The sequence below is a fragment of the Kineococcus auxinigenes genome, from assembly GCF_050871525.1.
Classification (GTDB): Bacteria; Actinomycetota; Actinomycetes; order Actinomycetales; family Kineococcaceae; genus Kineococcus.
This window is the reverse complement of the sequence record NZ_JBKBCT010000064.1, coordinates 1-21,725: the sequence shown is the minus strand read 5'-3', so window position 1 is coordinate 21,725 and position 21,725 is coordinate 1. Positions and strand designations below refer to the sequence as shown.

16 protein-coding genes are annotated in these 21,725 nt (G+C 77.1%); 13 read left to right on the top strand and 3 right to left on the bottom strand.

Annotated elements, in window-relative coordinates; translation table 11 throughout:
• Nucleotides 1-120 precede the first annotated feature (120 nt).
• Genes ACRYR9_RS15655 through ACRYR9_RS15645 form a run of 3 tightly spaced genes read right to left on the bottom strand, consistent with a single transcriptional unit; the run spans nucleotide 121 to nucleotide 4,783 of the window.
• Complete coding sequence (locus ACRYR9_RS15655) at nucleotides 121-2,481, bottom strand: transglutaminase family protein (RefSeq protein ID WP_432494184.1); 2,361 nt, start codon at nucleotides 2,479-2,481, stop codon at nucleotides 121-123.
• On the bottom strand, nucleotides 2,478-3,812 hold the full coding sequence (locus tag ACRYR9_RS15650; RefSeq protein WP_432494186.1) for a DUF58 domain-containing protein: 1,335 nt from the start codon (nucleotides 3,810-3,812) through the stop codon (nucleotides 2,478-2,480). Before ACRYR9_RS15650 ends, ACRYR9_RS15655 begins: the two co-directional genes overlap by 4 nt.
• The gene (locus ACRYR9_RS15645) at nucleotides 3,809-4,783 is read right to left on the bottom strand and encodes an AAA family ATPase (protein WP_432494280.1); all 975 of its coding nucleotides are present in this window, start codon (nucleotides 4,781-4,783) and stop codon (nucleotides 3,809-3,811) included. Before ACRYR9_RS15645 ends, ACRYR9_RS15650 begins: the two co-directional genes overlap by 4 nt.
• A 370-nt stretch (nucleotides 4,784-5,153) precedes the next feature.
• Here ACRYR9_RS15645 and mraZ point away from each other — a divergent pair, with 370 nt between their 5' ends.
• The 13 genes from mraZ to ftsZ all read left to right on the top strand — a co-directional run bounded on the left by mraZ (nucleotide 5,154) and on the right by ftsZ (nucleotide 21,616).
• The gene (gene mraZ / locus ACRYR9_RS15640; protein ID WP_432494188.1) at nucleotides 5,154-5,585 is read left to right on the top strand and encodes a division/cell wall cluster transcriptional repressor MraZ; all 432 of its coding nucleotides are present in this window, start codon (nucleotides 5,154-5,156) and stop codon (nucleotides 5,583-5,585) included.
• Between the two features lie 231 nt (nucleotides 5,586-5,816).
• Nucleotides 5,817-6,914 carry a 16S rRNA (cytosine(1402)-N(4))-methyltransferase RsmH gene (gene rsmH / locus ACRYR9_RS15635; RefSeq protein WP_432494282.1) on the top strand — a complete coding sequence of 366 codons (1,098 nt, stop codon included), beginning with the start codon at nucleotides 5,817-5,819 and terminating at the stop codon, nucleotides 6,912-6,914.
• Nucleotides 6,914-7,459, top strand: coding sequence for a septum formation initiator (locus ACRYR9_RS15630; protein WP_432494190.1), 546 nt, complete (start codon nucleotides 6,914-6,916; stop codon nucleotides 7,457-7,459). The genes rsmH and ACRYR9_RS15630 overlap by 1 nt, the downstream gene beginning before the upstream one ends.
• 54 nt (nucleotides 7,460-7,513) lie before the next feature.
• Nucleotides 7,514-9,352, top strand: coding sequence for a peptidoglycan D,D-transpeptidase FtsI family protein (locus tag ACRYR9_RS15625; protein WP_432494192.1), 1,839 nt, complete (start codon nucleotides 7,514-7,516; stop codon nucleotides 9,350-9,352).
• Nucleotides 9,353-9,425: 73 nt separating this feature from the next.
• Nucleotides 9,426-11,006, top strand: a complete 1,581-nt coding sequence (locus tag ACRYR9_RS15620; protein WP_432494284.1) for a UDP-N-acetylmuramoyl-L-alanyl-D-glutamate--2,6-diaminopimelate ligase — start codon at nucleotides 9,426-9,428, stop codon at nucleotides 11,004-11,006.
• Nucleotides 11,003-12,436: a UDP-N-acetylmuramoyl-tripeptide--D-alanyl-D-alanine ligase gene (locus tag ACRYR9_RS15615; protein ID WP_432494194.1), complete on the top strand. Its 1,434-nt coding sequence runs from the start codon at nucleotides 11,003-11,005 to the stop codon at nucleotides 12,434-12,436. The genes ACRYR9_RS15620 and ACRYR9_RS15615 overlap by 4 nt, the downstream gene beginning before the upstream one ends.
• Nucleotides 12,433-13,521, top strand: coding sequence for a phospho-N-acetylmuramoyl-pentapeptide-transferase (mraY, locus tag ACRYR9_RS15610; protein WP_432494196.1), 1,089 nt, complete (start codon nucleotides 12,433-12,435; stop codon nucleotides 13,519-13,521). The genes ACRYR9_RS15615 and mraY overlap by 4 nt, the downstream gene beginning before the upstream one ends.
• Complete coding sequence (murD, locus tag ACRYR9_RS15605) at nucleotides 13,518-15,143, top strand: UDP-N-acetylmuramoyl-L-alanine--D-glutamate ligase (RefSeq protein WP_432494198.1); 1,626 nt, start codon at nucleotides 13,518-13,520, stop codon at nucleotides 15,141-15,143. Before mraY ends, murD begins: the two co-directional genes overlap by 4 nt.
• 1 nt (nucleotide 15,144) lies before the next feature.
• Nucleotides 15,145-16,446, top strand: coding sequence for a putative lipid II flippase FtsW (gene ftsW / locus ACRYR9_RS15600; protein WP_432494200.1), 1,302 nt, complete (start codon nucleotides 15,145-15,147; stop codon nucleotides 16,444-16,446).
• Nucleotides 16,443-17,561 (top strand): undecaprenyldiphospho-muramoylpentapeptide beta-N-acetylglucosaminyltransferase, encoded by a 1,119-nt coding sequence (murG, locus tag ACRYR9_RS15595; protein ID WP_432494202.1) that lies wholly within the window; start codon nucleotides 16,443-16,445, stop codon nucleotides 17,559-17,561. The genes ftsW and murG overlap by 4 nt, the downstream gene beginning before the upstream one ends.
• On the top strand, nucleotides 17,558-19,033 hold the full coding sequence (gene murC, locus ACRYR9_RS15590; RefSeq protein WP_432494204.1) for a UDP-N-acetylmuramate--L-alanine ligase: 1,476 nt from the start codon (nucleotides 17,558-17,560) through the stop codon (nucleotides 19,031-19,033). The genes murG and murC overlap by 4 nt, the downstream gene beginning before the upstream one ends.
• A 209-nt stretch (nucleotides 19,034-19,242) precedes the next feature.
• Nucleotides 19,243-19,983 (top strand): cell division protein FtsQ/DivIB, encoded by a 741-nt coding sequence (locus tag ACRYR9_RS15585; RefSeq protein ID WP_432494206.1) that lies wholly within the window; start codon nucleotides 19,243-19,245, stop codon nucleotides 19,981-19,983.
• A gap of 235 nt (nucleotides 19,984-20,218) precedes the next feature.
• Nucleotides 20,219-21,616, top strand: coding sequence for a cell division protein FtsZ (gene ftsZ / locus ACRYR9_RS15580; protein ID WP_432494208.1), 1,398 nt, complete (start codon nucleotides 20,219-20,221; stop codon nucleotides 21,614-21,616).
• The last annotated feature ends 109 nt before the right edge of the window (nucleotides 21,617-21,725 follow it).

The window sequence follows — 21,725 nt, the reverse complement described above, 5'->3', positions numbered from 1 at the left end:
CCGCGCCCCCCCCCCCACCCGGCGGCGGCGCGCGTGTTGGGGGGGCCGGGGGGCGGGCCCCCGCCCGCGCGCCGCCCCCCCCCCCCCCTCACCGTGCCGGGCGCCGCTCCCGCCGGCGGGTCAGTCGCGCTCCCACCAGGTCAGGACCGCGCGCACCCCGGCCCCCGGGAACCACCGGGCCCGCCAGCGCACCGGCCGTGACCGGCGCGCTGCCAGCGCCTCCACCACCTCGTCCACCTGGGCGCGCACGACCCGCCGCCCCCGCGTGCCGGCCGCGGCCGGGCGCTGCAGGAGCGCGGTGCCCCCCGCCCGCGCCGGGCCGCCACCGGCCGCACCAGCCGCCGGTGCTCCCGCGCCCTGGCCGAAGCGTGCCACCTCCACCGCCCGCCGCAGCGCGGTGAGCTGCTCACGGGCACCCGCGGGCAGCTCGGCCGCCCCCTCGACCAGGTCCGCGCACGAGCGCGGTGTCGCCGAGGGGGGCCAGTGCACGCCGAGGTCGCCGACGCGGTCCTCCAGGTCGGCCCACGCGGCCTCCGCCGAGGAGGGCCCGTCGTGCGCGCCGGTCCAGCGGCGCCGGGTCAGCACCGTCGCCGAGGTCCACGGCACCAGCAGCGCCAGCAGCACCAGCAGCCCGCCGCCGATCCACCCCCACGGCAGCGCGGCGACGCGCTGCCAGCCCGTCAGCGGGCCGGTGGGGGCCTGCGCGGCGGCACCGGCCGTGGCCGTGCTCGTGGTCGCGCTCGGCGCCGCCGCAGCGGGGGCGGACGCGGCCGGTGCCGCCGCACTGGCCGCCGGTGCGGCGGCCTGGACGCTGGGCACCGAGTAGGCGGGGGACTGCCCCGTGCGGGTGGCGGGGGTGGGCTCGAACCGCACCCAGCCCACCCCCTCGAAGTACAGCTCCGGCCAGGCGTGGGCGTCCTGGGCGCTGATCCGCCAGTTCCCGGCCGCGGACTCCTCCCCGGGCAGGAAGCCGATCGCCACGCGCGCGGGGATGCCCAGCGAGCGGGCCATGACCGCCATCGCGGAGGCGAACTGCACGCAGAAGCCGGACTTGTCGCGCAGGAAGGCCGCCACGGCGTCCGTGCCGCCGTCGTTGGGCGCGGTGGTCGAGTAGGTGAACCCGCCGCCGGAGCGGAAGTAGCGCTGCAGCGCAGCGGCCCGCTCGTAGTCGTCCGACGCTCCGGCGGTGACCTCCAGCGCCGCGTCCCGCACCGTCTGCGGCAGCGAGTCGGGCAGCGCGGTGTAGCGCTCGAGGACGTCCCCGGGGGCCTGGCCCGCGCCGCGCAGCTGGCCCTCGGTGGGGCTGACCTCCAGGTGCTGCACGACGTACTCGCGCCCGCGGGTGGTCTCCCCGTCCCCGACGACGTTGAGGGTGCCCTCCTCGTAGAGCCACTCCCCGGCGATCTCCACCCGCACCGCGGGGTAGGGCAGCGGCAGGTACGTCTGGTCCAGCCCGCGCACGGAGATGGCCGTGCGGAGCTCGACGGCCTGCGCGCGCACCTCCGGCGACAGGCCCGGCGGATCGCTCAGGCCGTCCTGGACCCGCTGGCTGCGGGAGATGTCCGCTCCCGTGCTGGGCGCCCACGTCTCGCCGTCGAAGACGTCCGCGGTGACGATGCGCAGCGGCGCCGGGTCCTCCTGGTCGGTCGTGTAGGTGAGGATCGTCGCGTCCGAGCGCGCCCCCAGGCTGGCCTTGAGGTTGAGGATCGGGTTGATCACGGCGATGGTGTCGCCGGTGCCGGTGTCCAGGGTGAGCGGGCGCTCGTCCAGGCCCGGGACGGCCGCGGGCACGGCCAGCGCCAGCGCCAGCGATCCGGCCGCCAGGGCGCCGGCCGTCGTGCCGGTGCGGCTGCCGGCGGGCCGGTGCGGGGCCGGCGAGCCGGCGGGGCGCCGGCGGCGGGCGGGGGCCGGCCAGCGGGGGTCGGGGCGCCCGGTGGCCAGCAGGACCAGGTACGGCACGGCGGTCGCGACGAGGGCGAGCGCGCTGGAGCCGCCGGGGGCCAGGCACACCGCCACCGCCAGCGCGGCGGCCAGCGGCACGCCGGCCAGGGCCGGGCGCCGCAGGGTCACGGCGAGCACGTCGACGGCCAGGCCGAGCAGACCCGCCCCGCCGACCAGCAGCAGTCGCAACCCCCTCAGGTCCGCGGCCGGCACGCTGTAGCGCTGCACGACCTGCACGCCGTCGCCGAGCAGCTGCGCGAAGCGGGCGGCGGTGGCAGCGGTGGGCAGCACGCCCAGGACGGTGGTGGCGCCGCCGAACAGGACGACCAGCGCCAGGGCCAGCACGAGCACCTGCAGCACGACCGCGACCCCCCGCCGGTGCAGCAGGGCGCGCACCAGCAGGCCGGTGCCGGTCACGGCCAGGAGCACCCCGAGGGCTCCCACGAGCCAACCGGAGGAAACCACCAGGGGACGCAGGGACAGCACGGCCGCCGCGGAGGCGACCCCCGCCCAGCAGGCGGTGCGGGCGCTGCGGGTCACGGTCGTCCTCCTGTCGCTGCGGCACCGGCCGGTGCCGCCGGTGCGCTCGGTGCCGGGGTGCCGCGGGCGGCGCTCGCCCAAGCCTGCGCCACGCCGGTGGCGGGGGTGGCCACGGCCGTGCGCCAGCCGGCGCGCGCCAGCACCAGGTGCGCGCGCCGCAGCCTGGCGACGGCCGGGTCCTCCTCGTCCGGCGGCGCGCCGGGCTGCCACAGCCGCGTGCGCTGGAGCACCGCCAGCGCCGGGGCGCCGGGGGGCCGGGCGCTGGCCAGGGGCTGCACGTCCGCCTCGTCGACCTCGGCGAGGAACGCCACCAGCACCGCGGGCCCCGAGCGCCCCAGCGCGGTCAGCGAGCGGGCCAGGCCGTCGTCGGGCCCGGGACGCAGCCGGGCCAGCGCCTGCAGCAGGGAGCGCACCGCGGAGGCCTCGCCGGTGGCGGGCGCCTCGTGCAGGAGCCCGGCGTGCAGCAGCCGCACCCGGTGCCCTCGCCCGTGCAGGTGCGCGGCGGCCGAGGCGGCGGCGCTGACCGCCCACTCCAGCGAGGAGGCCGCACCGCGGCCGTGGTGGGCGCCGGCCCGGTCGTCCAGGAGCAGCACCGCGTCGGGGCGGCCGGGGTGCTCGTCCGCGCGCACCATGACCTCGCCGCGCCGGGCGGTGGAGCGCCAGTGCACGCGCCGCAGGTCGTCGCCCACCCGGTAGGTGCGGATGGCGGCGTCGTCGGGGGAGGTCGCGGCGGCGGTGCCCACCGAGGGGCCCCGTGAGCCGCCGAGGTCGCCCAGCGGCACGTCGGCCAGCCGGTGCACGCGGGGCAGCACGTCCAGGTCGGTGGCCTCCCCGACGGTGCGGGACGCCACGACGAGGCCGAAGGGGTCGCGCGCCCGCACGGTGGCGGGGCCGACGCGGTAGCTGCCGCGCACGTCCGACCTGACCGTGTGCTGGAGCTCGAGGGTCTCGCCCCCGGCCAGGCGGGGCACCGCCACCCGCGCGGTGCCGCCCAGGGCCAGCGGGACCGCGTCCTCCAGGACGACGCGGCCGGCGGGCCGGCCCCGCCCGCGCACCGTCAGCCGCACGGGGGTGCTCGCCCCCGCCTCGACGAGACCGGACGTGGACCTCGACACGAGGTCGAGGGTCCGGCTGGAACGGTGCGCCACCAGCGCGGAGAACAGCGACAGGGCCGTCAGCAGCACGCCGACGCGCAGCAGGTCGCGCTGCCCGAGCGCGGGAGCCGTCCCCGCGGCCAGCAGGCCGGTGACCAGCAGGGCCCAGCCGCGGGCGGTGGGGCGCAGGGCGGACGCCGCCCCCCGGGGGCGGTCCGGGTGCGGGGACCGGCTCACCGCGGCGAGGGCAGCGCAGTCGTGCGCAGGACGTCGGAGACCACGTCGGCCCCCTGGCGCCCGGACAGCTGCGCGTCCGCCGTCAGGAGCAGCCGGTGCGCCAGCACGGGCACCGCGAGCGCCTGGACGTCGTCGGGGAGCACGTGGTCGCGGCCCTCCATCGCCGCCCGCGCCCGCGCGGTGCGCAGCAGGTGCAGCGCCGCGCGCGGGGAGGCGCCCAGGCGCAGGTCGGGGTGGGTGCGGGTGCGGCGCACGAGGTCGACGACGTACTGCTTGAGGACCTCCGCGGCGTGGACGCCGTGCACCGCCGCGGTCAGCCGGCGCACCTCGTCGACGTCGACCACCGGCACGAGGTCGTCCAGCGGCTCGGCCCCGCCGTGCTCGGACAGCATCGTCAGCTCGGCCGCCGCCGAGGGGTACCCCATGGAGACGCGGGCGGTGAAGCGGTCCCGCTGGGCCTCCGGGAGCGGGTAGGTGCCGTCCATCTCCACCGGGTTCTGGGTGGCGAAGACGACGAAGGGCCGGTCCAGGGGCCAGGTGGTGCCGTCCACGGTCACCTGGCCCTCCTCCATGCACTCCAGCAGCGCCGACTGCGTCTTGGGCGAGGCGCGGTTGATCTCGTCCCCGATGACGACGTTCGCGAAGACGGCGCCGGGGCGGAACTCGAAGGCGCCGCGCTCCTGGTTCCACACGCTGGACCCGGTCACGTCGCTGGGCAGCAGGTCGGGGGTGAACTGGATGCGGCGCACGGTGCCGTCGATGGCGCGGGCGAGCGTCTTGGCCAGCATGGTCTTGCCGACGCCCGGGACGTCCTCGACGAGCAGGTGCCCGCCGCTGAACAGCACCGTCAGGGCCAGCCGCACCGTCTCGTCCTTGCCCTGGACGACGCGGTCCACGGTGCGGGCGAGCGCGTCGGTCGTGGCGGCCAGCTGCTCCAGCGCGGCGGGCAGGTCGTCGGGCTGCACCGCCAGCGGGTCCCCGGGGTGGTTGCCGGCGGGTGCGCTCGTGGTCGTCACGTGGCCTCGTCTCCTCCAGGGGGCGCGGGGGCGCCGCGCTCCGGTCCGTCGCGCACCGCCTCGCCGTCGCGACCGCCTCCACTGTGCCTCACGCAGCCGGGTGCGCGCCGCCCGGACGGCCGCGGCGGGGGGCCGGGGTGCCTCGCGCGGCCGGGGAGGGGGCGCTCGGCCGCTCCACCGCACCCCACCGCGCTGACCTGCGACGATGCGCCGCCCGCGCGATCACCGCGCGTCGCTCGACGTTGACCGTGGAGGAAAGTGGAGTACGGTGGAGGGGAGCGGCTCAGCAGGGGTCGCTCGGGACCGTCCGTCGGGGGTTGCGGCTGTGTTCCTGGGCACCTACACCCCCCGCCTGGACGACAAGGGGCGGCTGATCCTCCCGGCCAAGTACCGGGACCAGCTCTCCGACGGACTGGTGATCACCAAGGGGCAGGAGCGCTGCCTCTACCTCTTCCCCATGCAGGAGTTCGAGCGGATGCACGAGGAGCTGCGGCGGGCGCCGCTGACCCGCAAGGAGGCCCGCGACTACCTGCGGGTGTTCCTCTCGGGTGCCTCGGACGAGGTGCCCGACAAGCAGGGCCGCTTCACCGTTCCGCCGATGCTGCGCGCCTACGCCGGGCTCGAGCGCGACCTCGCCGTCACGGGCGTCGGGTCCCGGGTGGAGATCTGGGACCTGCCCACGTGGGAGTCCTACCTGGCCGGCGCCGAGCCGGCCTTCTCGGACCAGCGCGAGGAGGTCCTGCCCGGGGTCGTGTGACCCCGGTTCCCGGCACGCGCCGGGAGCGACCGCCGACCGCGGCCCCCAGCCGCTCCGGAGCGGTCCTGACGCCTCTTCCCCGGCGCCAGGCACGCCCACCGCGAGCGGATGGGGACCACGGCCGACGGTGGACGACGGCGACACCGGCCCGCGGGCCGGTGGGGGAGCGAGGTGGGAGCGGTGACCGAGGACGCGCAGGCCGCTGCGGTCGCGGCCCGCCACGCCTCGGTGATGCTCCGGCGCTGCACGGAACTGCTCTCGCCCGCGCTGCGGGAACCCGGTGCCGTCACCGTCGACGCCACCCTGGGCATGGGCGGGCACGCGGCCGAACTCCTGCAGCAGCACCCCGGGTTGCGCCTGGTCGGCATCGACCGCGACCCGCAGGCGCTGGAACTCGCCGGCCGCCGCCTGGCGGGTTTCGGTGAGCGCGTCACCCTCGTCCACGCCGTCCACGACGCCCTGCCCGACGTCCTCGACGACCTCGGCCTGCGCACGGTCGACGCGGTGTTCTTCGACCTCGGCGTCTCCTCCCTCCAGCTGGACGAGGTGGACCGGGGTTTCTCCTACTCCCGCGACGCCCCGCTGGACATGCGCATGGACCCCGGCGCGCCGGTCACCGCCGCGGACGTCCTGAACACCTACTCCCAGGGTGAACTCGTCCGCGTGCTGCGCGAGTACGGCGAGGAGCGGTTCGCACCGCGCATCGCCGCCGCCGTGGTGCGCGAACGTGCGTCGGAACCCTTCACCGCCTCCGCGCGACTGGTGGACCTGGTGCGCGCCAACGTTCCCGCCGCCACGCGGCGCACCGGTGGGAACCCGGCCAAGCGCACGTTCCAGGCCCTGCGCATCGAGGTGAACGACGAACTGCGCGTCGTGGAGCGGGCGCTGCCCGCCGCGTTCGAGCGGCTCGCCGACGACGGCAGGCTGGCCGTCCTGACGTTCCACTCCCTCGAGGACCGCATCGCCAAGAACGCCCTGCGGCGGCTGACCGAGAGTTCCGCCCCGCCGGACCTCCCGTTCGTGCCGGCGGGCGCGGGCCCGCGCGCGCAACTGCTCACCCGCGGCGGTGAGACGGCCGGCGAGGACGAGCTGGCGGTCAATCCCCGCGCCGCGTCGGCGCGCCTCCGCGCGGTGCGCCGGCTGCCCGGCGAGGATCGGGGACGGCAGCAGCGGGATTCCCCGGGGCGGCCGGTCCGTCAGCACCGCGAAACCCGCCGTCCGCCCGAGGCCGGCGGTCCCCGCGGCCGGTCGGGCCGCACCGGCCGCGGAACCCCCGGGAGTTCCGCACCCAGCACCACGCACGGCACGAACGACGGAAGGACCCGGTGATGAGCCAGCCCCTGATCGCGGCCCGGAAGGCTCCGGTCCGCGCTCGCGAGGCGCGCCCGGACACCGGGAGCAGGCCGGAGCTGCAGGTGGTGGTCCCGCCCGCCGTCCGACGCCTGCGGCTGCCGCTGCCCGTGGCGTGCGTCGTGCTGCTGAGCCTGGGCCTGTTCGGCCTGCTGATGACCAACATCGCCATCGCCGGTGACGCGTACCGCATCACCGACCTGCGGGTCACCTCCGAGCGGCTGGCCGACCAGCAGCAGGCCGCGCAGGAGTCGCTGGCCGCGCAGTCCGCGCCGCAGGCGCTGGCCAGCCGGGCGGCCGAGCTCGGGATGGTCCCCGCGCCCGCCCCCGTGCACCTGACGGCCGACGGCGCGGTGGGCACGCCCACCGCTGCCCCCACCCCGGCGCAGGAACCCTCCGCGCAGGGGACTTCGGCGCAGACCGCGCAGGACCCCGCCGTCGGCGACGGCGCGAGCGGTCCCGCCGAGCCCGCCGGCACGGCGTCCCCCGAGGCGTCCCCCGAGGCGTCCGCCACCACCCGCTGACCCGCCGGCGCCGGGCCCGCTGGGCCCCGGCGCGTCCGACCCGAGAGGCCGCCCGTGCCCCGACCGCCCGCCGCCCGTCGCCCGGCCGCGCCCGACGTCCGCCCGGACCGCCGGCTGCGCGCGTTCGTCATCACGGTGCTGGTCGTGCTCAGCCTGCTCGCCGGGCGGCTGGTCCAGCTGCAGGGCGCGGACGCCGCCGAGCTCGCCCAGGCGGCGCTCGACCAGCGCGTGCACACCAGCACCCTGTACGCCCAGCGCGGTGACGTGGTCGATGCGAACGGCGTCGTGCTGGCCACCTCCGTGGAGCGCCGCGACGTGGTCGCCGACCCCTCGATCATCGCGAGCTACAACACCCGCACCGACGGCACGGCCCGCGACGGGTCGCTGCCGCAGGGCGCCGCCGGGGCCGCGCGCGAACTCGCGCCGATCCTCGGCGTGGACGAGGCCGCGCTCACCACCACGCTCACCGGTTCGGGGCCCGAGGACCGCTACGCGCTGGTCGCCGTGGGCATCACCCCCGAGCTGTGGCAGCGGGTCTCCGACGCCGACGTCGCCGGCGTCACCTCCGAGCGCACCTCGCAGCGCCTCTACCCCAGCGGCAGCGCCGCCTCCACGCTCGTGGGCGTCCTGGGCACCAGCGAGACCGAGGACGGCAAGACGCTCGACCGCCCGCTGTCCGGGCTGGAGTACGCCGAGAACGAACTGCTGGCGGGCGTCGACGGGCAGGTGCGCTACGAGCGCAGCCTGGGCGGGCAGGAGATCCCGCTGGGCGAGACGGAGACCACCGAGCCGGTGGACGGCACATCCCTGCACCTGACGATCGACTCGGACCTGCAGTGGAAGGCCGCCAGCGCCATCGCCGCGCAGGTGGAGGCCACCGGGGCGAAGTCCGGCACGGTCGTCGTGATGGACGAGCAGCAGCGCCTGCTGGCCCTGGCGAGCTCGCCCAGCATCGACCCGGCGGACCTGACCAGCTTCACCAACGAGGAGCTGAACAACACCGCCCTGACGGACTCCTTCGAACCGGGTTCGACGGCGAAGGTCATCACGATGGCCGCCGTGCTGGAGGAGGGCACTTCCACGGCCGCCAGCGAGTTCACCGTGCCCGACGAGCTGAAGCGCTCCACGAAGGTGTTCCACGACTCGCACGAGCACGAGGACCAGCAGCTCACGCTCGCGGGGATCCTCGCCGAGTCCAGCAACACCGGAACCATCCTGGCCGGGGAGGAGCTCGACGCGCAGGCGCTGTACGACTACCAGCGCGCGTTCGGGCTGGGGGAGGAGACCGGCATGGACTTCCCCGGTGAGACGGGCGGCATCCTGGCCACGCCGGAGGAGTACTCCGGCACGCAGCGGTTCACCGTGATGTTCGGCCAGGGCATGTCCGTGAACGCGGTGCAGGCGGCGTCGGTGTTCGCGACCGTCGCGAACGACGGGGTGCGCGTGCAGCCCTCGCTCATCGCCGGGACCTCCGACCCGGACGGCAACTACCGGGCCGCCGAGGCCCCGGCCAGTTCCCGCGTCATCGGTTCGCAGACCGCGCAGACGTTGCGGGACATGATGCAGGCCGTCGTCAGCGAGGACGGCACGGCCGCCGCCGCCGACATCCCCGGGTACCTGGTGGCCGGCAAGACGGGAACCGCGCAGCGCTACGACATCGACTGCGGGTGCTACCGCGGGTACACCGCCTCGTTCATCGGCATGGCCCCGGCGGACGACCCGCGGCTCGTCGTCGCCGTGATCCTGCAGGACCCGAAGACGAACTACTACGGCGGTTCGGCCGCCGGCCCGGTGTTCAAGGACGTCATGAGCTACGCGCTGCAGCAGCGCCGGATCGCCCCGTCCACCGCCGCCCCCGCCGGCCTGGCGCTGACCTGGGGCGCCGGGGAGTGAACCCCCGGCGGCAACACGCCCCCCGTGCGGTGCGGGGGGCGCTGCCGGGGGCGGGTAATCTCCCCACGTGCCGATGACCGACCGGCCGGGCGGCAGCGCTCGACGGCCCCTGACCCTCGTGGAGTTGGCGGCGACCCTCGGCACCGCCCTGGACGGCCCCGCTGGTGCGGACGCCGCGGCGCAGCCGGTGACCGGCGCCACCCTGGACTCGCGCCGGGTGACGCCGGGCGACCTGTACGCGGCCCTGCCGGGGGCGAACGTCCACGGCGCGCGGTTCTGCGCGCAGGCGGCCGCGGCCGGTGCCGTCGCCGTCCTCACCGACGCGGCCGGTGCGGCCGACGCCGCCGCCGCGGGCCTGCCGGTGCTCGTCGTCGAGGACCCCCGAGCGGTGCTGGGCGAGCTCGCCGCCCGCGTGCACGGCCGGCCCGGGGAGCACCTCGTGACGGTGGGGGTCACCGGCACCAACGGCAAGACCACGACCGCGTACCTCCTCGAGGCGCTGATGCGCCGTGCCGGCTGGGTCACCGGCCTGCTGGGCACCGTCGAGACGCGCGTGGCCGGCGAGCGCGTCGGCAGCGTGCGCACCACGCCCGAGGCCCCCGACCTGCACGCGCTGCTGGCGCGCATGGTGGGTGCGGGCGTGCGCGGCTGCGCGCTGGAGGTCTCCAGCCACGCCCTCGCCCAGCACCGCGTGGACGGCCTCGTCCTGGACGTGGCGGTGTTCACCAACCTCAGCCAGGACCACCTGGACTTCCACGGCTCGATGGAGGCGTACTTCGCCGCGAAGGCGCAGCTGTTCACACCCGCGCACGCCCGCCACGGCGTGGTCGCGGTGGACGGCGCGTGGGGGCGGCGGCTGGCGCAGGAGGCGCGCGTGCCGGTCACCACGGTGCGCACCGACGGCGCCGCGGACCCGGCGGCGGACTGGGTGGTGCGCGACGCGCGCCCCGGCCGCGACGGCAGCTCCTTCGACCTCGTGGGCGCCGACGGCACGCAGCTGGAGCTGACCTGCCCGCTGCCGGGGGACTTCAACGTCGCCAACGCCGCGCTGGCCGCCGTGGCGGCGCTGCGCGCGGGGCTGGACGCCGAGCAGGTGCGGCGCGGCCTGGCCGCCGCCGAGGGGGTGCCCGGGCGCCTGGAGCGGGTGTCCACCGGGCGGGCCGGCGAACCGCTCGTCGTCGTCGACTACGCGCACACCCCCGACGCGGTCGAGCGGGTGCTGGCCGCGCTGCGCCCGCTGACCCGCGGCCGCCTGGCCGTGGTCCTGGGCGCCGGCGGCGACCGCGACCGCTCCAAGCGCCCGCTCATGGGTGCCGCGGCGGCGCGTGGTGCCGACCTCGTGGTCGTGACGGACGACAACCCCCGCTCGGAGGTGCCCGGGGACGTGCGCGCCGCGGTCCTGGCGGGAGCGGCGGGCGGCGGGGCGCAGGTCCTGGAGGTGCCGGACCGGCGCGAGGCCGTGGCCGAGGCCCTGGCCCGCTGCCCCGGCGCGCACGACACCGTCCTGCTGGCCGGCAAGGGGCACGAGACGGGCCAGGAGACCGCCGGGGTCGTCGTGCCGTTCGACGACCGGGTCGTGGCGGCCGAGGAGCTGCGCCGGCGGGCCGCGGAGCCCGAGCGCACGAGCACGAGTTCAGCTGGAGGTGGGTCGTGATCGCGCTGACCGCGGCGGAGGTGGCGCAGCTGGCCGGGGGCCGGCTCGCCGCCGGTGCCGCGAGCACCCTGGTGGACGGGCCGGTGGTGGTGGACTCGCGCCGTGCCGTGCCCGGGGCGCTGTTCGTGGCGCTGCCCGGTGCCCGCGTCGACGGGGCCGAGCACGCCGCGGCCGCCGTGGCCGCCGGTGCCGTGCTCGTGCTCGCCCAGCGCGCCGTGGACGTGCCGGAGGGCACGGCCGTGGTCCTCGTCGAGGACGCCGCAGCGGCGCTGGACCGGCTCGCCGCCGGGGCGCTGGAGCGGCTGCGCGCCGGCGGGGGCGACCCACGGGTGGTGGGCGTGACCGGCTCGGCCGGCAAGACGACCACCAAGGACCTGCTCGCGGCGGTGCTGGCGCCGCTGGGCCCGGTCGTCGCCCCGGAGGGCAGCTTCAACAACGAGATCGGCGTTCCGCTCACGGTGCTGCGCGCCGGTGCCGGCACGGCCGCGCTCGTGGTGGAGATGGGCGCGCGCGGCGTCGGGCACATCGCCGCCCTGTGCCGCACCGCCCGCCCGTCCACCGGCGCCGTCCTCAACGTGGGCACGGCGCACGCCGGGGAGTTCGGTTCCCTCGAGGCCACCGCCGCCGCGAAGGGCGAGCTGGTCGAGGCGCTGCCGGCCGACGGCCTGGCCGTCCTGAACGCCGACGACCCGCGCGTGGCGGCGATGGCCGCGCGCACTCGCGCGCGGGTGCTGACCTTCGGGCAGGGGCCGGACGCCGACGTGCGCGCGCTGGACGTGGGCGTCGACGAGCTGGCCCGCCCCTCCTTCACCCTCGTCGCGCACGGGCGCACCGCGCAGGTCCGGCTGCGCCTGCACGGCGAGCACCAGGTGCCCAACGCCCTGGCCGCGGCGGCGGTCGCCCTGGGCCTGGGCGTGGCCCTGGAGGACGTCGCCGCGGCCCTGTCGGCCGCCGAGGCCGCCAGCGGCGGCCGGATGCAGGTCGTGCAGCGCCCCGACGGCGTGACCGTCGTGCACGACGCCTACAACGCCAACCCCGACTCGGTGCGCGCCGCCCTGAAGGCCCTGGTGGGCATGGCGGGCGGCCGGCGCACCTGGGCGGTGCTGGGCGAGATGCTCGAGCTGGGCGCCTCCTCGCGCGACGAGCACGACGCCGTGGGGCGCACCGCGGTGCGCCTGGACGTCTCGCAGCTGCTCGTCGTCGGTGCCGGTGCCCGGCCGGTGTACACCGGCGCGGTCATGGAGGGCTCCTGGGGCGAGGAGGCCGCCTTCGCCGACGACGTCGAGGACGCGCGGCGGTTCCTCGACGAGCACCTGCGCCCCGGTGACGTGGTCCTGGTCAAGGCCTCCCACGGCGCCGGCCTGGGTGCGCTGGCCGAGGCGCTGATCGCCGGCGGCCGGCCGGCCGGAGCGGTGGAGGAGGGCGCGTGAGGGCCGTCCTCGTGGCGGGGGCCGTCTCCCTCGTCGTGGCGCTGTTCGGCACGCCGCTGTACATCCGCTGGCTGGTGCGCCGCGGCTACGGGCAGTTCGTCCGCGACGACGGCCCCACCAGCCACCACACCAAGCGGGGCACCCCCACGATGGGCGGCGCCGTCATCATCCTGGGCGCGCTGCTGGCCTACGGCGCCGCGCACCTGTTCACCGGGACCCCGGTGACGGCCTCCGGCCTGCTGGTGCTGCTGCTGATGACGGGGCTCGGCGTCGTCGGGTTCCTCGACGACTTCCTGAAGATCTCCCGCAAGCAGAGCCTGGGGCTGCGCGCGCGCTCCAAGCTGATCGGGCAGGGGCTCGTCGGTGTCGCGTTCGCGGCGCTGGCGCTGCAGTTCCCCGACGAGGACGGCCTCACGCCCGCCTCGATGCACGTCTCGTTCCTGCGCGACGTCGACTTCCTGGACCTTGCGTTCGCCGGTGCGGCCCTCGGCACGGTGCTGTTCGTGCTGTGGGCGCTGTTCATCACCTCGGCCATCAGCAACGGCGTGAACCTCACCGACGGCCTGGACGGGCTGGCCACCGGCGCCACGACGCTGGTGCTGGCCGCGTACGTGCTCATCTGCACGTTCCAGTCGAACCAGAACTGCAACACGCTGACGGAGTTCGAGGCGCGCTGCTACGAGGTGCGCGACCCGCGCGACCTCGCCGTGGTCGCCGCCGCCGTCATGGGCGCCTGCTTCGGGTTCCTGTGGTGGAACGCCTCCCCGGCGAAGATCTTCATGGGCGACACCGGCTCCCTGGCCCTGGGCGGCGCGCTCGCCGGGCTGGCGATCCTCTCGCGCACCCAGCTGCTGCTGGTCGTGCTGGGCGGGCTGTTCGTCATCATCACGCTGTCGGTGGTCATCCAGGTCGGCTCGTTCAAGACGACCGGCAAGCGGGTGTTCCGCATGGCTCCGCTGCAGCACCACTTCGAGCTCGCCGGCTGGGGCGAGGTCACCATCGTCATCAGGTTCTGGATCATCGCGGGGTTGTTCGTGTCGCTGGGTCTGGGCGTCTTCTACGCGCAGTGGGTGGTGGGCGCGTGAGCGCCGCGCCGAACGTCCTGGACGGCTGGCTGGGCAACCCCTCGCCGCGCGCCGCCGACACCGACCGGGTGCGCGCGCTGCGGCACGCCGGCTCGCAGTGGGCGGGGTTGCGCGTCCTGGTCGCCGGGATCGGCACGTCCGGTTTCGCGGCCGCGGACGCGCTGCTGGAGGCCGGTGCCGAGGTGGTCGTCGTGGACGCCGGCACCGGCGAGGCACAGCGCGAGCGCGGTGCGCTGCTGGAGGTGCTGGGGGCCGAGGTGCTCCTGGGCGCCGAGCACGTGCAGGGCCCGCCGCGGCCGTGGAGCGGCGTCGACCTCGTCGTCACCTCCCCGGGCTGGCGGCCGGGCTCGCCGCTGCTGGTGTCGGCGGCGCTGGCCGGGGTCCCGGTGTGGGGGGAGGTGGAGCTGGGCTGGCGGATGCGCCCGGACCCCGCCTCGGGCGCGCTCGTGGCGCCGTGGCTGACCCTGACCGGCACCAACGGCAAGACGACCACCGTGGAGCTGACCGCCTCGATCCTGCGGGCGGCGGGCCTGCGCGCCGCCGCCGCGGGCAACGTGGGCACCCCGCTCGTGGAGGCGCTGCGCCACCCGGACGCGTACGAGGTCCTCGCGGTGGAGCTGTCCAGCTACCAGCTGCACTGGCTGTCCACGGACACCACCGCCTCGCTGCGCCCGCGGGCCAGCGCGGTCCTCAACGTCGCCCCCGACCACCTGGACTGGCACGGGTCGATGGACGCCTACGCCCGCGCCAAGGGCCGGGTGTACGAGAACACCGAGGTCGCGTGCGTCTACGACGTCGCCGACCCGCGCACCGAGGAGCTGGTGCGCGAGGCCGACGTCGTCGAGGGCGCCCGGGCGATCGGGTTCACCCTGCAGGCGCCGCGCCCGGGCATGCTCGGCGTGGTGCAGGACGTGCTGGCCGACCGCGCGTTCGTGGAGCAGCGGCGCACCAGCGCCGCGGAGCTGTGCTCCTTCGCGGACCTGACCGGTGGCGACCCGGCCGCGCCCGTCGCCCCGCACGCGGTGCGCAACGTCCTCGCCGCGGCCGCGCTGGCCCGCGCGCACGGCGTCCCGCAGGTCGCCGTGCGCGACGGCGTGCGCGCCTTCACCCCCGCCCCGCACCGGGTGCAGACCGTCGCCGAGTCCGGCGGTGTGCGCTGGGTGGACGACTCCAAGGCCACCAACGCGCACGCCGCGGAGGCCTCGCTGCGCGCCTTCGACCCGGTCGTGTGGATCGCCGGCGGGCTGGCCAAGGGCGCCCGCTTCGAGGAGCTCGTCGAGCGCACCGGCTCCCGGCTGCGCGCCGCGGTCCTGCTCGGCGCGGACCGGGCGGTGGTGCGCGAGGCGCTGGCCCGACACGCCCCCGACGTCCCCGTCGTGGAGGTCGACCTCGCCCAGACTGGCGCGGTGCCGCCCACCCCGACCTCCAGCGCCGAGGAGCGCGAGGCCTCCGCCGCCGCCGTCATGGACGCCGTCGTCGAGCGCGCCGCCGCCCTGGCCCGCCCCGGCGACACCGTGCTGCTCGCCCCGGCGTGCGCCTCGATGGACCAGTTCGTCTCCTACGCCCACCGCGGCGACGCGTTCGCCGCGGCGGTGCGCCGCCTGACCGGCCGGGAGGGCTGAGGTGGCGCTGAGCACCGCCGAGCGCACCGGACCCGGCGAGCGGCACCGGTCCTGGCGCCGGCCGGCGTGGCTGGAGGCCACGGGGGAGTGGGCGCGCGAGCGCCTGCGGCTGCTGGACTCCCCGCTGGCCACCCACCACGTGCTGCTGGCGACCACGTCCCTGCTGGTGGTCATCGGCCTGGTCATGGTGCTGTCCAGCTCCAGCGTCGAGTCGCTGGAGGACACGGGGTCGCAGTTCACCGTCTTCAAGAGCCAGGCCACGTTCGCGGTGCTGGGCGCCGTCGTGCTCGTCGCGGCCAGCCGGGTGCCGGCGACCGCCTGGCGCCGCCTGGCCCTGCCGGCGCTGCTGGGCGCCGCCCTGCTCCAGCTGCTGGTGTTCGTGCCGGGCATCGGCCGGGAGGTGGGCGGCAACCGCAACTGGATCCGGGTCGCCGGGCTCTCCGCGCAGCCGTCCGAGGCCGCCAAGGTCGCCCTGGTGCTCGCCTGCTCGCTCGCGCTGGTGCGCAGGCGCGACCGGCTGCACGAACCGGCGCAGCTGCTCGGGGCGCTGCTGCCCTCGGTGGCGGCGACCGTGGGCCTGGTCCTGCTGGCGCACGACCTCGGCACGGCCCTGGTGATGATGTTCATCGTGGCCGCCATGCTCTGGACCTCGGGCGTGCCGGTGAAGTTCTTCGCCCTGGCCGGCGGCGCCGGTGCCGCGGTCGCCACCGCGCTGGTGGTCACCAGCGAGAACCGCATGACGCGCGTGCACGACTGGCTGTTCGGCTCGGCCACCTCCGGTGTGGAGATCCAGGGGGCCAGCTGGCAACCCGTGCAGGGGCAGTACGCCCTGGCCTCTGGCGGGTGGTGGGGCCTGGGCCTGGGCGCCAGCCGGGAGAAGTGGCAGTGGCTGCCCGAGGCGCACAACGACTTCATCTTCGCGATCATCGGCGAGGAGCTGGGCCTGCCCGGCACGCTCGTCGTCCTCGTCCTCTTCGCGGTCCTGGCCCTGGCGGCGCTGCGCCTGGTGCGCCGCTCCGCGGACCTGTTCACCAAGATCGCCGTCACCGGGTTCGCGGCGTGGATCCTCGGCCAGGCGTGCCTGAACGTCGGCGTCGTCCTCGGCGTGCTGCCGGTCATCGGCGTGCCGCTGCCCTTCATCTCCGCGGGTGGCACGGCGCTCGTCGTGACGCTGCTGGCCGTGGGGATCCTGCTCTCCTTCGCGCGCGCCGAACCCGGCGCCCCGGAGGCCTTGAAGGCCCGCGAGTCGGTCGTGGCCCGCTCGCTGGCCGTGCTCCCGCGCCGCACCAGGAGGTCTCGGTGAGGGTCCTGCTCGCCGGCGGCGGTACCGCCGGCCACGTCGCCCCCCTGCTCGCCACCGCCGACCGGCTGCGCCGGCGCGATCCGGCCACCGACGTGCTGGTGCTCGGCACCGCGGAGGGGCTGGAGGCCCGCCTGGTGCCCGAGCGCGGCTACCGCCTGGCCGAGGTGCCGCGCGTGCCGCTGCCGCGCAAGCCGTCGCCGGACCTGCTGCGCCTGCCCGGGCGGTTGCGCGGTGCCGTGGCCGCGGCCCGGCGCGCCATCGACGAGGTCGGCGCCGAGGTCGTGGTCGGCTTCGGCGGCTACGTCGCCACGCCGGCGTACCTGGCGGCGCGCCGCGCAGGGGTGCCCGTCGTCGTGCACGAGCAGAACTCCCTGCCCGGCATCGCGAACCGCCTCGGGGCCCGCTGGGCGCGGCACGTCGCCGTCGCCTTCCCCGGCACCCCGCTGCCGCGGGCGGTGCACACCGGCATGCCCCTGCGCAGCGAGGTCGTCGACCTCGCCCGCGCCGGCGACCGCGCCGCGCTGCGCCGCGAGGCCCGCACCCGCCTGGGCCTGGACCCCGAGGCCCCCACGCTGCTGGTCACCGGTGGCTCCCTGGGCGCCCAGCGCCTCAACGAGGTCCTGGGTGCGGCCGCACCCGCCCTACTGGCCGCCGGGGTCCAGGTGCTGCACGCCAGCGGTCGCGGCAAGCAGGTCCCGCTGCCACCGGGCACCGACCCCGCCCGCTACCTCGTGCGCCCCTACCTCGACGACATGGGCACCGCCTACGCCGCCGCCGACCTGGTGGTGTGCCGCAGCGGTGCCGGGACGGTGAGCGAGCTGACCGCGCTGGGCCTGCCGGCGGTGTACGTGCCGCTGCCCATCGGCAACGGCGAGCAGCGGCGCAACGCCGAGGCCGTCGTCGCCGCCGGCGGCGGTCTGCTCGTGGCCGACGCCGACCTGGACGTCGCGTTCGTGCGCGAGCGCGTCGTCCCGCTGCTCGCGGACCCGGGCGCCCTGGCCGCCGCCGCCTCGGCCGCGCGCGCGTTCGGGGTGCTGGACGGCGACGAGCGGCTGGCCGCCCTCGTGGCCCAGGCCGCCGGGGAGCGCCCCGCCGGGGCCGAGGGGGACGCGTGAGCGCCCCCGGGACGGCCGGCGCTGCGCCGGTGCCCGTCGCCGAGCTCGGGCGCGTCCACCTGCTCGGGGCCGGCGGGGTCGGCATGTCCGGGATCGCGCGGCTGCTGCTGGCGCGCGGCACGGCTGTCTCCGGCAGCGACGCGGCCGACTCCGACGCGCTGCGCCGCCTCGCCGAGCTCGGCGCCCGGGTGCACGTCGGGCACGACGCCGCGCACCTGGCGGACCTGGGGCCCGGTGACACCCTCGTCGTCAGCTCCGCCGTGCGCCCCGCCAACCCGGAGCTGGTCGAGGCCCGCTCGCGGGGGCTGCGCGTGCTGCACCGCTCGCAGGCCCTGGCGGCGCTCATGGTCGGCCGCCGCGGCGTGGCGGTGGCGGGCACGCACGGCAAGACGACGACCTCCTCGATGCTCGCCGTGGCCCTGCTGGAGGCCGGCCTCGACCCCGGGTACGCCATCGGCGGCGAGCTGACCGGGGGCAGCGACGGCGGCGCGCGCGACGGCAGCGGGCCGTTCGTCGCCGAGGCCGACGAGTCCGACGGCTCCTTCCGCGCCTACGCCCCCGTGCTGGACGTGGTCACCAACGTCGAGCCCGACCACCTGGACCACTACGGCACCCCCGAGGCGGTCGCCCTGGCGTTCGAGGAGTTCGTGCAGCGCCTCCAGCCGGGCGGTGCGCTCGTCGCGTGCGCGGACGACGCCGGCTCGGTGCGGCTGGCCGAGTTCGCGCGGCAGGCCGGCATCCGCGTGCGCACCTACGGCACCCACCCGGACGCCGACGTGCGCCTGTCCGACGTCGACGTCTCCGGCGCCCACCCGGCGGGCGTGCTGCACGTCGACGTGGACGCCGACGAGGCCGCGGACGAGCACGCCCTGCCCCTGCGGCTCGCGGTGCCCGGGCTGCACAACCTGCGCAACGCGACGGGCGCCTTCGCCGCCGCGCTGGAGCTGGGGGCGGACCCGGCGCCGGTCCTGCGCGCGCTGGCGGGCTTCGGGGGTGCGCGCCGTCGGTTCGAGCACAAGGGCGAGGCCGGTGGCGTGCGCGTGGTGGACGACTACGCCCACCACCCCACCGAGGTGGAGGCGCTGCTGAGCGGCGCCCGGGCCGTGGCCGGCGACGGGCGCGTCGTGGTGGCGTTCCAGCCGCACCTGGTCAGCAGGACCAGGGCGTTCGCCGAGGAGTTCGGCCGCGCCCTCGCCCTGGCCGACGAGGTGGTGGTCCTGGACGTCTACGTGGCCCGCGAGGACCCCGACCCTGCCGTGACCGGGGCCCTGGTCGCCGGGGCGGTGCCGCTGCCGCTCGAGCGGGTGGCGTTCGTCGCCGACCGAGCCGGTGCCGCGCGGGCGGTGGCGGAGCGGCTGCGGCCGGGTGACCTGCTGCTGACGGTGGGCGCGGGCGACGTGACCCGGCTGGGTCCGGAGGTGCTCGCCCTGCTGGCGCGGCGGGCGGGCAGCGGTGCCGGGGGCGAGCCGTGACCCGGCCCACCAGGCCCCGCCGGCCGCCCGCGCCGCCGGTGGTGCCGACCGCACCGGCGCGGGCTCCTGCGCAGCGCCCGGGAGGCAGTGCCCAGCGCCGTCGCGCGGTGCGCGCCGCGAACCCGCCGGCGCCCGCCCGGGCGCGCCCGCCGCGCTCCGGCCCGCGCGCGGGAGGCCGCGCGGTCCCGGCCCGTTCCGGGGGAGCGCGCGTGGCGGACCTGACCGGACGCCTCACCCGGCGGCGCCCGCTCGGCTGGCGGCCCGGGCGCCGGGCGGCGCTGGGTGCGCTGGTCCTCGCGGTGCTGCTCGCGGCGCTGCTGTGGGTGGCGCTCGCCTCACCGTGGCTGCGCGTGCAGGAGGTGCGCGTCGCCGGGGCCGGGCGCACCGATCCGGCCCGGGTCCTCGCGCTCGTGGGCGACGCCCGCGGCGACGCCCTGGCGGCCCTGGACACCGGCGCCCTGACGCAGCGCGTGGAGAGCGCGTTGCCCCTGGTGGAGTCGGTGGACGTGCAGCGCTCCTGGCCCACCGCCCTCGTGGTGCGGCTGCACGAGCGGCAGGCCGTCGCGGCCGTGCCCTCCACCTCCGGCGGGGTGGACCTGGTGGACGCCGAGGGTCGCGTCCTGCAGCACGCCGACGCCGCGCCGGCGGGGGTGCCGCTGCTGAGCGTGGACGTGGACGCCGCCCGGCCGGGTGCCCTGCGCGCGGCCCTGGAGGTCAACGGGTCGCTGGCCAGCGGGGTCCGCTCCCGGGTCGTCTCCATCACCGCCGACAGCCCCGACTCGGTGCGGTTGCAGCTGGCCGAGGGCCCGCAGGTGGTGTGGGGGGACGCCGGTCGGCCCGAGCGCAAGGCCCAGGTCCTGCTGCGGCTGCTGCAGGAGCCGGAGGTCGCCGAGGCGGCCGTGGTCGACGTGTCCGCGCCCGACGCCCCGGCGGTCCGCTCAGCCGTCTGAGGGCGGTCCCGCACGCCTCCCGGGGAGCTGGACCGAACGGGTGGTTGCCCCCCGCGCGCGGTGTGGGAGTGCGACACGCCGGGGCGGCAGTTGCACCGGGGGCCTTCCGCTCCCTACGGTCACCCACCAACAGGAAATGACATAACGTTAACCCTCTACCTGAGGGTCAGCGTTTCTCCGGGAACGGCGTGCCGTTCTCGGGAGGCATCGGCGAAAGAGGCGAGAGGCACTCGACGTGGCAGCTCCGCAGAACTACCTAGCGGTCATCAAGGTCGTCGGCGTCGGCGGCGGCGGGGTGAACGCGGTCAACCGGATGATCGAGGTCGGCCTCAAGGGCGTCGAGTTCATCGCCGTCAACACCGACGCGCAGGCGCTGCTCATGAGCGACGCCGACGTCAAGCTCGACGTCGGCCGCGAGCTCACCCGCGGCCTGGGCGCCGGCGCGGACCCCGAGGTGGGCCGCAAGGCCGCCGAGGACCACGCCGAGGAGATCGAGGAGGTGCTCAAGGGCGCCGACATGGTCTTCGTGACCGCCGGCGAGGGCGGCGGCACCGGCACCGGCGGTGCGCCCGTCGTGGCGCGCATCGCGCGCTCCCTGGGCGCGCTGACGATCGGCGTGGTGACCCGCCCCTTCACCTTCGAGGGTCGTCGCCGCGCCAACTCCGCGGAGTCCGGCATCGCCGAGCTGCGCGACGAGGTGGACACCCTCATCGTCATCCCCAACGACCGGCTGCTGTCCATCAGCGACAAGCAGGTCAGCATCCTGGACGCCTTCAAGTCCGCGGACCAGGTCCTGCTGTCGGGCGTGCAGGGCATCACCGACCTCATCACCACCCCGGGTCTGATCAACCTGGACTTCGCCGACGTGAAGTCCGTCATGCAGGGCGCCGGCAGCGCCCTCATGGGCATCGGCTCGGCGCGCGGCGACGACCGCGCCGTGCAGGCCGCCGAGAGCGCCATCTCCTCGCCCCTGCTGGAGGCGAGCATCGACGGCGCCCACGGTGTGCTGCTGTCCATCCAGGGCGGCTCGGACCTGGGCCTGTACGAGATCAACGAGGCCGCCCGCCTGGTGCAGGAGGCCGCGCACCCCGAGGCCAACATCATCTTCGGCGCCGTCATCGACGACGCCCTGGGCGACGAGGTGCGCGTGACCGTCATCGCCGCCGGCTTCGACAGCGGCAGCCCGGTGCGCTCGCGCGGGGACCGCGCGGCGGGTCAGGTCCCCGGCCGCGCCCCGGCCCCCGCAGCCGCGCCCCCGCGCAGCACGCGCCCCGAGCCGTGGCAGCAGCAGGCCCCGATCGCGGCGCAGCACGCGCCGCAGCAGCACCGCCCCGCGCCGCTGCAGCAGGAGCCGCAGTACGCCGCTCCGCAGTACGCCCAGCACGCGCCCCAGCAGCAGGCCCCGCAGCAGCAGCCCGCACCGCAGTACGCGCCCCAGCAGGCGCAGCAGCAGGCTCCGCAGCAGCAGGCTCCGCAGCAGCCGGTCCAGCACCAGCCCCAGCTGGTCCCCGGTGAGGACCCGGTGCAGGTGCCGCGCATCATCGAGCTGCCCAACGACACCGCAGGCGTGCGCCGGCCGGGCCGGCCCCGTCCCGAGGAGGACGACCTCGACGTGCCCGACTTCCTCAAGTGATCCGGCTCCTGCCCGTCCGGGGGGGGGGGGGGGGGGGGGGGGGGGGGGGGGGGGGGGGGGGGGGGGGGGGGGGGGGGGGGGGGGGGGGGGGGGGGGGGGGGGGGGGGGG